We start from the raw sequence: 10943 nt of genomic DNA on the forward strand, positions 1-10943 counted from the left end.
GTCGACGGCGTACGCGTGCTCGGCCGATCGGACGACGCGACCCGCCTGCCGATCGTCGCCTTTCAGGTCGACGGCCGCCCGGCCGCCGAGGTGTCGGCCCTGCTCGCCGAGGGCGGCATCGTCGTGGGCCACGGCACCTTCGGAGCGGAGTCGGCGCTGCGTGCCGTGTCGCCCGACACCCCGGAGTCGGTACGAGCCGGCGTGGCCCGCTACACCACCCGAGCCGACGTACGTGCCCTCATCAGCACGGTGGCGGCGATCGCGGCGATCCGCAGCTGACCCGGCCACAGTGCTCTCGCAGGTTGCGCAGTCCTCGGCCAGCGCGCCGCATGGGGTCGTACCGGCCGGGGTGACGTGCCACGATCGGCTCGACGGCCCGGCGCACGGGCCCGGCCTGGTCGGAGGTGCCGGTGGAGCGACCCGGGGCGTCGGCCGGCCGGCCGCTGGTCCTCGACGGCGCGCTCGGCACCGAGCTGCAACGGCACGGCCGCTCTGTCACCGCCCCCTGGTGGACCGCGCACTGCCTGCTCGACGTCGCCGGCCGTCGTCTCGTCGCCCGCGTGCACAGCGAGTACGCGGCGGCCGGCGCGGACGTGCTCACCGCCGACACCTTCCGTACCACCCCACGTACCGCGTACCGGTCCGGTGCGGACGCGACCGCCGCCGCCGGTCTCGTGCGCGTCGCGGTGACCCTGGCCCGGGAGGCCGCGGCGACCGTGCCCCGCCCAGTGCTCGTCGCCGGCTCGGTCGCGCCGATCGAGGACTGCTACCGGCCCGACCTGGTGCCCGACGACGCGGTGCTGCGGACCGAGCACGCCTGGCTGGCCGACCAGCTGGCCGGTGCCGGCGTCGACCTGGTCCTGGTGGAGACGATGAACACGGTCCGCGAGGCGGTCGCCGCCGTCCGCGCCGTCCGCGCCCACGGCCTGCCGGCGTGGGCCAGCTTCGTGTGCACCGCCGGCGCCCGCCTGCTCAGCGGTGAGGACGTGGCGGCCGCCGCGGCGGCCGTACGCGGCGCTGGGGCGAGTGCGGTCCTGGTCAACTGCACCGATCCGGCCGGCACCGAACAGGCGCTGCGCCGGCTGCGGCAGGTCGACGCCGGGCTGGCCGGGGCGTACCCGAACCTGGAGGACCGCGGCGAGCTGCCGCCCGCGACGCCGGTCGACCGGCACTTGCCGCCGACCATGTCGCCGGACGCCTTCGCCGGCCTCTGGGACGGTGCGCGGTGGCGCGGCCTCGGGATCGTCGGCGGGTGCTGCGGGTCCACCCCGGCGCACATCGCCGCGCTGCGCGCCCGCTGGCCGCTGGTGGACCCGCCCGGCGGTCAGCCCGCGGCCGGCGCGGGCTGCGCTACCCCGGGCGGATAGGCCGGCGCGACGCCCAGCCCGGCCAGCTCCGCCCACACCCGGTCCCGCAGCGCCGCCCGCTCGGGATCCGGCAGCAACGCGGCCTCGACGGCGGTCAGGGTCATCCCGGCGAACTGCGCCACCGTGAAGCCGTGCCAGCGGGCCGCCAGCCGGTGCTCGGCGACCAGGTCGGTGTGGAACATCGTCGGGTCGTCGGTGTTGAGGGTCAGCCGCACGCCGGCGTCCCACAACCGGCGCAGCGGATGCGCCTGTGGGCTCGGCACCACCCCGGTCCGCAGGTTGCTGGTGGGACAGACGTCGAGGACGACGGACCGGTCGCGCAGTGCCGTCAGCAGCGCCGGATCCTCGACCGCGCGGATGCCGTGCGCGATCCGGGGCGGGTCGAAGGCCAGGCAGTCCCAGACGCCCTCGGGCCCCACCGCCTCACCCGCGTGCGGCACGAACGGCACGCCGTGTGCCGCCGCCCACCAGATCGGCTCGGCGAACAGCGACGCCGGCCGGCCCGGCTCGAAGCCGCCGAGGCCGAGCGCCACCACCCCCCGTGGTACGCCCGCCACGGCCCACTCCGCGACCTGCTGGCACTCCTCAGGCGACTCCCCGCGAACGTGGTCCACGACGAACCGCATGCTGACGCCGGTACGCCGCCGCGCCTCCTCGGCGCCCCGGGCCACCGCGTCGATCTGCTCGTCGAACGGAATGCCCGGCCCCCGCCGATGGGTGCCGGGGCTGAACGTCACCTCCAGGTGCCGGACGTTCTGCTCGTGCGCCATGTCGGCCAGCTCCTCGGTCAGCAGCTGGAGGTCGGCCGGCTCGCGCAACGCCGCGCAGCATTGTTCGTACAGCTCAGTAAAGTGCCGGAAGCTGCGGAAACGGAAGAGGTCGGCCACGCCCGCCTCGTCGAGCCGACCGAGGTCGAGCCCGTGGCGGCGGGCCATGCGCAGCAGGGTGGCCGGCCGCATCGAACCCTCCAGGTGCACGTGCAGCTCGACCTTGGGCAGCCGTTGGATCAGGTCGTCGCGGTCCGGCCCGACCGGTTCGGCGATGCTCACCGTGCCGATTCTAGGGACGCGGGGACCGGACGGAGCGATTCTGATCGCCGACCGGGCAAGCCTTCCGGGTAGGAGGGCAATCTGGAAGAGGCCGCCGTGTACTATGTCTAAGTAAAGGGGCGTGGCCTGAGCCCGCGCTGCGGCATGGAGGAGCGCCGTGAAAGAGCAAAGAGACCGCCGGACGTACGGTCAGCAGTGCGGCCTGGCCTTCGCGCTGGACGTGGTGGGCGAACGGTGGACGCTGCTCATCGTCCGTGAACTGCTGGTCCGGCCGCGCCGTTACCGGGACCTACTGGACGCCCTGCCGGGCATCGGCACCAACCTCCTGGCCGACCGGCTGGCCTTCCTCACCGAGGCGGGCATCATCCAGCCCATCGACGCCGAGCGGCGCACCGCCGGCTACGCGCTCACCGAGCTGGGCGAGAAGCTGCGCGATCCGGTCCTGGTGCTGGCCCGCTTCGGCCTGACGCTGCTGGCCGAGCAGCCGGGCCAACTCCGCGCGCCGGTCACCCGAGCCTCGTGGGCCGTCCTGGCGATCGAGTCCATGGTCGACCCGGCCCGGGCGCTCACCGACGAGGTCTACGAGTTCGACATCGAGGGCGAGGTGTTCCACGTCCGGGTCGGCGACGGCGAGGTTCGCACGATCAGTGGTACGGCCGGCGCGGACGCGACGCTTCGGGTGGTCACCGACGCCCGCACGTTCTTCGACCTCGGCAGCGGCGCGATCGAGCCGGTCGAGGCGGTGGTCAGCGGGGCGGTCTCGGTGACCGGCCCGCCAGCGGCCATGCCCCGGTGCCTCTACCTGCTGGGCCTGGGCGGCCGGCCGAGCGGCGAGCGGATGCTCTCGGCGGCCGGCGGCGCGAGGCGCTGACGCTCGGCGGCCGGGCCAGGCGCCCGGCCGCCCCACGTCGTGCTGGTCTGCGCCATCGCCGCCTGGTCGGGCAGGGCCAGGCAAAAGCCGAGCCGGCCGCGCAACGCGTGCTGGTTGTCGATCGCCATCAACAGTTCCGCCAGCGACTCCAGCGCCGGCGCCCGGTCGATTCCGCCGACGTCCACCGGCACGAATCCGAGCCCGCGCAGCAGGCCAGCAGACTCGATCTTGGCAGGTGGGTGGTCCCCGGCCAGCGGCACGGTGACCGCCCGCCCGCCCAGCACCGGCTCGCCGAGCATGCCGGCGGGTACGGTGTTGAGCGCCTTGACCACCCGCCACCGTGGTAACAATTCCGCGAGCAACCGACCGCCGGACCGACCGCGCCCCGCTGGTTCCACGGGGGACTGCGGCGGATTGGTCGCATCGATGACGGTGCGTCCACGTCCGTCGTCGAGCAAACCGTCGAGCGCCAGCTCCACGGCGGCGGCGAACGGCAGCATGAGCACGAGCAGGTCGGCCCCGGCGACCACGGTGGACGCCGGGACGCAGTGGATCTCGGAGTGCGAGGCCAGGACGGGGGGTTGCCGTACGGCATGCGTACGGCCGGCGATGAGCACCGACTGACCATGCACGGCAAGGGCACGGGCCAGCGCCGATCCCATCCGCCCGCGCCCGAGGATGCCGACGATCATGAGGTGCACCGCGTGCCGCGGCGCGGGTGACAAGCGTGCGGTGCGAACCTGCGCATCTGTTGGCTCCGGGTCGGTGGTCAGATCTCCCCGGCCGGACCGGACCCGACCTGTCGGGTGCCGCCGGTGGTCGCGAGACAGTGTCTCCCACCCGACTTGACGGCTACTTGACGCGGACCTGCGTCCGGGTTGACGGCCTGCGGCTACGAGTCACCACTTTAAGTATGGAAGTTCTTCACTTAAAGTGGTGGAGAACCGAGCACAGCGCCACGACAGCTTGGGGGACGGCGTGAACCGGACCGAGATCGAGCCCCGAATTGAGATCCTCGGTCCCGTCCGAGCGACGATTCGTGGTAGGGAAGTCGACCTGGGGCCCCCGAAGCAACGGGCGGTCCTCGCCCTGCTGACCCTACGGGCCGGCGCACATGTGCCGCTGGACGACCTGGTCGCAGTTCTCTGGCCGGGCCAGCCCCCGACCCGGGCCGCGAGCCTGGTGCACACCTACGTCGCGCGGTTGCGTCATGCCCTGGAGCCCGACACGCCACGGCGGCGGCGCACCAACGTCATCGCCTCGGTGCAGGGCGGATACCGGCTCGCCGTGGGCGACGACCAACTCGACCTGTTCACGTTCCGGGCCGGAATCCGGGAGGCCGCCGCCCGGCGCGAGGCCGGCGAGGCCGACAGCGCCTTCGCCCGGTACGGCGAGACCCTCGAGCAGTGGCGAGACCCGCAGCTCGGTGACCTGGCCGCGTTGCTGGTCGAGCCGGACGACATCGGCCCGCTACGGCAGGAGTTCCTGGTTGCCGCGCTCGAATACATCGGGCTCGGCCTGGAGTTGGATCGGCCGGACGCGGTCCTGCCGCTGACCGAGCGGCTGGCCCACGCCGAGCCACTGAACGAACGGGTCCAGGCGCGCGTCCTGCAGGCGCTGACCCGCATCGGGCAACGCGCCTGGGCCATCGAGCGGTATGCCGACGTGCGCATGCGCCTCAAGCTCGACCTGGGCGTCGACCCGGGTCCCGAGCTGACGGCCGCGTACCGGGAGGTGCTCGACGCCGAGGCGGCTCCGCCGCCTCCCGCTCCGGTCCGGGACGGCGTCCAACAGCCGCCCTGGCGGGGACCGGCGCCAGTGGTGGACGAGCTGATCGGACGCTCAGCCGATCTCGCGGCGGTCTGCGACCTGCTCGGCGAGTTCCGGATGGTGAGCCTCACCGGCCCGGCGGGGGTCGGCAAGTCGGCGCTCGGCCTGGCTGCGGCGGAGGAACTGCGGGAACGGTTCGCCGACGGCGTCGCGGTGGTGGACCTGGCGAGCGTCCGTACCGGCCCGGAGCTGGCCCGGACGACGGCGGCAGTGGTCGAGGAGCCGGCGTCCTGGCACGTTAGCAATTCGGTGCCGCTGGCGCACCGGCTGCACGACCGCAAACTGCTGCTCATCCTCGACAACGCCGAACTGGTCACCGACGACGCCGCCGATCTCGTCGACGACGTGCTCCGCGGCTGCCCGCAGGTCACCGTCCTCCTGGCCTCGCGGGAACTGCTCGGCCTGCCGTACGAGGCGGTGTACCCGGTGCGGCCGCTGGGGGTGGAGGCGGATCGGGGCCCCTCGGCGGCGCCCGCGCTGCAGCTGTTCGCCCGTCGGGCGGCGCAGGTGCAGCCGGGCTTCCGCCTCACCGAGTCCAACCTGGAGGCGGTGACGTCGGTGTGCCGGGCGTTGGACGGGCTACCTCTCGCCATCGAGTTGGCCGCGGCCTGCCTGCGGACCCAGCGACTGGACGCGCTGGTCGACGTCGTCGAGGATCCACTGCGCCGGATCCAGCCGCCTCGCCGGGGATTGCCCAGTCACCACCGGTCGCTGCACGCTGCCGTGAACCGCAGCATCGAGCTGCTGGGTCCGGCGGAGCAGCGGTGCTTCAAAGCGCTGGGCGCCGTGCCGGCCGAGTTCGGCCTGGAGACGGCGGCCGTCGCCGGCCGGGCGGTCGCCGGTGAGCCCGAAACGCTACAGGTTTTGCTGGACCGGCTGGTGGACAAGTCGGTGCTGGAGGTCATGCACGGCGCGTCGGGCCGGCGCTACCGGATGCTCGGCACGGTACACGCGCTGGCCCGGCAGCTGCTGCATGAGAACGGGGTGGACGGTGGCCCGCCCGCCGGCCGGTGCGGCTGTGGCTGTGGCTGCGGCTGCCACACCGGCCGTTGAGGCAGGCGACAAGCATCAAACACTGCTATATGATTCTCTAGTAGATGCTGGCGGTCGACGAGCGGGAGATCTCGCATGGACCAACGCCACCTGCTCATGCACCAGGCGATGCTCGGTGACCGCAGACGCGTCGAGTCGTACGACCAGGCGCTCGCCGCGGTCATCGACGAGAACTCGGTGGTCGCCGACGTCGGCGCCGGCACGCTGGCGCTGACCGCGCTCGCGCTGCGGCACGGCGCGGCCCACGTGTACGCCGTGGAGGCCGATCCTCAGATAGCCGCTGTCGCCGACCGCATCATCAAGGCCAACGGCTGGCAGGACCGGGTGACCCTGATCGCCGGCGACGCCCGACTCGTCCGCCTGCCGCAGCAGGCGGACGTGACGGTCTGCGAGCTGATGGGCAACCTCGGGCCGGAGGAGGACATGGCCCGCATCCTGCGCGTGTTCAACCGCCGCAACCTGCGGCCCGGCGGGGCCGTGGTGCCGGAGCGGGTGGTCACCTGGCTCGCGCCGGTGCAGTTCGACGACGAAGGTTGGGGGATCTGGTCCGAGGACTTCCTCGGGATGCGGCTCGACGTGGTGCAGGAGCTGATCGAGCCCACCGCCCACCTGCACTTCCTCACCCGGGAGCCGGCCCTGCTCGGCGAGCCCGCGGTGCTGGTCGACACCGGCCGCGGCGACACCGGCCTGCGCAACGCCCGCCCGCTGGCCCTGCCCCTGCACACGGCCGGCACGCTGCACGCTGTGCTCGGCTACTTCACCGCCACGCTGGCGCCGGGCATCGAACTGTCCAACATGCCGTCTTACCTGGGCTGCAACTGGGCCGTCTTCGTCTGGCCGCTCCGGCACACGCCCGTCGCGGCCGGCGACACCGTACATGTGCGTCCCCGACGCCCCGAGGGCTCCGCCGCCCGGGACGTGACCCGGTGGCGCCTCGACTGTCACCTCGACCGGGTGGGCAAACCATGATCATCTACACTGCCGCGTCGGTACGGGACCACTCCGTCGACGCCGACCAGCTTTCCGGCCTCACCTGGTCCGGCCACGCCCTCTGGTACGCCGATGCGGGGCGCGAGCGGGCCGTCTGCCTCGACCCGCGTACCGGCGAGCCCGGCGCCGAACTGGCGTGTCCCGGCCTGGTGGCCGGGCTCACCAATCTCGGCGGCTGCCTCCTCTATGCCACCGCCAGCACGCTGCGGCTGTGCGAGCCGCAGAGCGGGGACATCCTGCGCGAGGTGGCCAGCCCTCGCACCGGCGTGCCGGTCTGCGGCATGGAGGCGGGCAAGGACGGCATCTGGCTCGGCTGGCCCGACGCGCTGGAACTGCGGCACGCCTCCGACCTGCGGCTGCTCGCGACCGCACCCGCGCCGCTCGGCGTCGCCGGCGTCACCGTCACCGACCGGTACGTCGCGCACACCGACCGGCTCGGCGAGGCCATCACGGTCTTCGACCTGCAGACCTGCCGGAACGTGCTGCAGATCCAGGTCGACGGTCGACCCGCCACCAGCCTGACCTGGGACGGCCTGCGGCTGTGGTACGCCGACGCCGGCAACATGCGCCTACGGGCGCTGGACGTCCCGGGGCTGTCCACCGCACGGGGCTGACCCCGGGCCCTGCTGACCCCCGGCAGAAAGGCGCCTGATGGTACCGCTCAAGTTCCTCCTCAGCCTCTCCCCCATCGGCTCACCGATCCTGCGCCTCGCTCCGCCGACCGGGTCCGGCGGCTCCGCCGCCCCCGAACGAGTCCGGCTGACCGGTCGCGCCCTCGCCATCGGTGCGGTGGCGACAGCGTCGATGGCGGCGGGTCTCGCCACCGCCTCGGCCACCGCGGTGCGGCACGGCAGGCCGGCCGGCCGGCGCCGGCTCGCCCGGGAGGTTGCCCGGACCGTCGTGCGCCTGGGGCCCACCTTCATCAAGGCGGCCCAGGTTCTCGGCACCCGCCGGGACGTCGTGCCGGGCTGGCTCTGCGACGAGCTGTCGGTGTTGCAGGACGACGTGCCACCGATGTCGGTGACGCAGGGCCGGACAGCGCTGCGCGAGGTGTACGGCGACCAGTTGGACGAGGTCTTCGCCGCCGTCGAGGAGACCCCGGTCGCCAGCGGCAGCATCGCCTGCGTCTACCGGGCGACGCTGCCGGGCGGCGGGACGGTCGCGCTCAAGCTACGCCGCTCCGGAATCGGCCCCCAGATGGCCGCCGACCTCGCGCTGCTGCGCCGGGGGGCAGCGGTCGTCGCCCGGTTGCCGATGTTCCGGGGCGTGCCGGTCCGTGAGGTGGTCGACAACCTCTGCGATTCGGTGCTCGGGCAGGTCGACCTCGGCCGCGAGGGTCGGGACCTCGGCCGCCTGCGGGAGGATCTGGGCTCGGTGCCGCGTGTCCTGGTGCCCCGGGTGCATCCCGGGGCGAGCCGGCCGGCGGCCATCGTCATGGATTTCATCCCGGACCTGGCCGTCGACACCGCGACCCGGTGCTCGCGGGCGATGCGTCGGACGTTCGCGGCGTCCACCCTGACCGTGGTCTACCAGATGCTGTTCATCAACGGTTTCGTCCACTGTGACCTGCACCCCGGCAACCTCTACTTCACCCGGGGCGGCCAGGTGGTGGTGCTGGACGCCGGCTTCAGCGTCCAGTTGTCGGAGCGGATGCGGGAGCTGTTCGCCGACTTCTTCCTCAACATGTCGATCGGGCGGGGCGACCGGTGCGCGGCGATCGTGCTGGAGAGCGCCATCGGGGTGTCCGAGGACGCGAACGTGCCGGCCTTCACCGAGGGCGTGAAGGACCTGGTAGCCCGCAGCTACAAGCTGTCCGCCAAGGAGTTCAGCCTGATCGCGTTCGCCGGCGAGCTGTTCGACCTGCAACGCCGCCACGGGGTCGCGGCGTCGCCGGAACTGGTGTTCCCGCTGCTGTCGCTGCTCGTGGTGGAGGGCACCGTACGGGCGCTCGACCCGGACATCGACTTCCAGGAGACGGCCAAGCCGGTCCTGAACCGGGCGTTGTTCGGCATCCGCTGATTCCCGCCACCCCGGGAGCACGAGCGGGGCCGGTCGCGTGCGCGACCGGCCCCGCTCGTACGGGTCGTCAGCCCTGGCCGGGTGGTGTCACCACCGGGCCACCCCGGCCGCCAGGGCGTCCGCCCGGGCCCGCGGCCAGGCGGCCACGATCAGGGGTACGAGTCGCAGGTCGGCGGTGGCCAGCCGGTCGAAGCGGCGCCACCGCGCGGTGGCCGTGCCCGGGTCGAGCGCCCGTAGTGCCTCGGCGGCGACGCCGGCCGGATCTCCGGTGCCGCCGTCGGACGGCCAGATCCGGTGCAGCAGATCCCGGTTGGCGTTGCCGGCCCACCGCGGCGCCCACTCGTGCAGCGTGAGATCGGCGCCGGGTGCGCCGGGGGACACCGCGACGACGGCGATGCCGTACCGGACGAGCACGCCGGTGAGGGCGGTGGCCACGGCCGCCGGCCGCGAGCCGGTCGGCACCGCCACGGTCAGCCGGGTACCCGGGCCCAGCCCGGCGTCGGCGAGCAGGCGTCGAGCCCGCTCCGGGTCACCGGCATCGGGCGCGGCTTCCTCGAAGCGCTCCGCGCCCGGATCCCCCGGTTGCAGGACGCCGTGCTGGGCGGCGGCGCCGTCAGCGCCGGCCGTGCGGGCCGCAGCGGCGAGAGCAGCCCGGTCGACCGCCCAGGACAGCGCGTGGCGGGCGGCGTGCGCCTGCGCCGACCCACCGGGCACCGCGGAGAGGTAGTAGCTGCAGCCGGTCCCGCCGAAGCTGGCCGCTGGCGCCGGCAGGTCCCAGGACAGCACCCCGAAGGCGGTCGCGTCGTCGACCGGCTCGCCGCCGGAGGACGCCACCACGTCGATGCGGGACGCGGTCCGCCGGCGAATCGGGTCGGTGGCCGGATCCCACCGGGGGTTGGGTTCCAGGACGAAGTCGCCGCCCGGGGTCAGCTGCTTGGCGATCCGGTACGGCCCGCAAGCCGGGTTGCACCGGTACAGCTCGGGGCTGTCCGGCACGTAGTAGTCGTACTCGCGTGGGGCTGCGGCGGCGTACCCGGTGGCGAGCAGGTCGAGCAGGTCGTTGGCCGGCTCGGTGAGCCGCAACACGACGGTGTCGCCCTCGGCCCGTAGTCCCGGGATCCGGGTGAGGTGGGAGAACTGGGCGAGCGCGGGGGCGTGCGCCTCCCAGTGCCCGAACTCCTCGTCGTAGTGCCGGTAGTAGTCGGCCAGCCCTTCGATCAGCGCGCCGAAGTACGGGCGCATCGACCGGGCGAGCGGATGGGCGGTGCGCTTGAGGCCCCGTACGACGTCGCCACCGGCCAGTTCCCGAGCGCGCTGCGCGTCCCAGTGGACGCCGCGACGCAGCCGGATACGCCAGGTGCGGCCGTCCGGACTGATCCCGCCGTTGTCGACGGTGGGCAGCTCCAGGGCGGCGTCGGGCACCGGTCGGGCGGCCGGGTCGGTGGTCACGGGGTAGGCGAACAGCTGCCGGGTGATGAGCCGGAGCACCTGCCCGGTCCCGATCGTCCCCGGTTCCGGCTCGTCGGGCAGCCCGCCGACGACCGGCCCCAGGAAACGGAGCGGACCGGTGCCGGTCGGCGGATCCTCGGCGCGCTGCTGTTCGCGTACGCCGATCATGCGGGCACCGCCCCGACGTCGGGGAGTGTCCCGGCGGCCGGCTTGTCGGAGCCGCGGAAGACGAGCTTGGACTTGTCGATATTGTTGGGGTCGCCTTCGCAGTCGATCACGACGATCTGGCCTGGGGTCAGTTCGTTGAACAGGATC

Annotated in this window: 10 protein-coding genes and 1 pseudogene; 7 read left to right on the forward strand and 4 right to left on the reverse strand. The window is 73.4% G+C overall.

The annotated features are described in order from the left end of the window. Both AB0M52_RS22965 and AB0M52_RS22970 read left to right on the forward strand, forming a co-directional pair. A partial coding sequence (locus AB0M52_RS22965) for an aminotransferase class V-fold PLP-dependent enzyme (RefSeq protein WP_363957100.1) occupies nucleotides 1–279 on the forward strand: 279 nt, incomplete at its 5' end. Nucleotides 280–410: 131 nt separating this feature from the next. Continuing rightward, nucleotides 411–1367, forward strand: coding sequence for a homocysteine S-methyltransferase family protein (locus AB0M52_RS22970; protein ID WP_363957103.1), 957 nt, complete (start codon nucleotides 411–413; stop codon nucleotides 1365–1367). Here the strand turns inward: AB0M52_RS22970 and add are convergent. After that, complete coding sequence (add, locus tag AB0M52_RS22975) at nucleotides 1325–2416, reverse strand: adenosine deaminase (RefSeq protein WP_363957106.1); 1092 nt, start codon at nucleotides 2414–2416, stop codon at nucleotides 1325–1327. The genes AB0M52_RS22970 and add overlap by 43 nt on opposite strands. A gap of 157 nt (nucleotides 2417–2573) precedes the next feature. Between add and AB0M52_RS22980 the strand changes: the two genes are divergently transcribed. Next, nucleotides 2574–3287 (forward strand): helix-turn-helix domain-containing protein, encoded by a 714-nt coding sequence (locus AB0M52_RS22980; protein ID WP_363957109.1) that lies wholly within the window; start codon nucleotides 2574–2576, stop codon nucleotides 3285–3287. Here AB0M52_RS22980 and AB0M52_RS22985 read toward each other — a convergent pair. Beyond that, a complete protein-coding gene (locus AB0M52_RS22985) occupies nucleotides 3215–3979 on the reverse strand; it encodes an NAD(P)-binding domain-containing protein (protein ID WP_363957112.1) in 765 nt (254 codons plus the stop codon). The two genes, AB0M52_RS22980 and AB0M52_RS22985, sit on opposite strands and share 73 nt — an antisense overlap. A gap of 286 nt (nucleotides 3980–4265) precedes the next feature. Here AB0M52_RS22985 and AB0M52_RS22990 point away from each other — a divergent pair, with 286 nt between their 5' ends. From AB0M52_RS22990 to AB0M52_RS23005, 4 genes are all read left to right on the forward strand, one after another. Next, a complete protein-coding gene (locus AB0M52_RS22990; protein ID WP_363957115.1) occupies nucleotides 4266–6170 on the forward strand; it encodes a BTAD domain-containing putative transcriptional regulator in 1905 nt (634 codons plus the stop codon). A gap of 75 nt (nucleotides 6171–6245) precedes the next feature. After that, on the forward strand, nucleotides 6246–7139 hold the full coding sequence (locus tag AB0M52_RS22995; RefSeq protein WP_363957118.1) for a methyltransferase domain-containing protein: 894 nt from the start codon (nucleotides 6246–6248) through the stop codon (nucleotides 7137–7139). Beyond that, nucleotides 7136–7774 carry a hypothetical protein gene (locus AB0M52_RS23000; RefSeq protein ID WP_363957121.1) on the forward strand — a complete coding sequence of 213 codons (639 nt, stop codon included), beginning with the start codon at nucleotides 7136–7138 and terminating at the stop codon, nucleotides 7772–7774. The genes AB0M52_RS22995 and AB0M52_RS23000 overlap by 4 nt, the downstream gene beginning before the upstream one ends. 37 nt (nucleotides 7775–7811) lie before the next feature. Continuing rightward, the gene (locus tag AB0M52_RS23005) at nucleotides 7812–9179 is read left to right on the forward strand and encodes an AarF/UbiB family protein (protein WP_363957123.1); all 1368 of its coding nucleotides are present in this window, start codon (nucleotides 7812–7814) and stop codon (nucleotides 9177–9179) included. Between the two features lie 87 nt (nucleotides 9180–9266). Here the strand turns inward: AB0M52_RS23005 and AB0M52_RS23010 are convergent, their stop codons facing one another. Together AB0M52_RS23010 and AB0M52_RS23015 are read right to left on the reverse strand one after the other, a co-directional pair. Beyond that, a complete protein-coding gene (locus AB0M52_RS23010; protein WP_363957126.1) occupies nucleotides 9267–10796 on the reverse strand; it encodes an ABC transporter substrate-binding protein in 1530 nt (509 codons plus the stop codon). Further along, nucleotides 10793–10943, reverse strand: a pseudogene (locus tag AB0M52_RS23015) (AAA family ATPase); the annotation flags it as partial. The pseudogene AB0M52_RS23015 and the gene AB0M52_RS23010, both read right to left, overlap by 4 nt.

Source organism: Micromonospora sp. NPDC051296, assembly GCF_040682255.1.
Lineage (GTDB): Bacteria > Actinomycetota > Actinomycetes > Mycobacteriales > Micromonosporaceae > Micromonospora > Micromonospora craterilacus.

What these genes read in the sequence shown, in the direction of transcription:
- AB0M52_RS22985 (WP_363957112.1), bottom strand. Translation starts at nt 3,979, where the DNA reads ATGATCGTCGGCATCCTCGGGCGCGGGCGGATGGGATCGGCGCTGGCC.
- AB0M52_RS22995 (WP_363957118.1), top strand. Translation starts at nt 6,246, where the DNA reads ATGGACCAACGCCACCTGCTCATGCACCAGGCGATGCTCGGTGACCGC.
- AB0M52_RS23000 (WP_363957121.1), top strand. Translation starts at nt 7,136, where the DNA reads ATGATCATCTACACTGCCGCGTCGGTACGGGACCACTCCGTCGACGCC.
- AB0M52_RS23005 (WP_363957123.1), top strand. Translation starts at nt 7,812, where the DNA reads ATGGTACCGCTCAAGTTCCTCCTCAGCCTCTCCCCCATCGGCTCACCG.
- AB0M52_RS23010 (WP_363957126.1), bottom strand. Translation starts at nt 10,796, where the DNA reads ATGATCGGCGTACGCGAACAGCAGCGCGCCGAGGATCCGCCGACCGGC.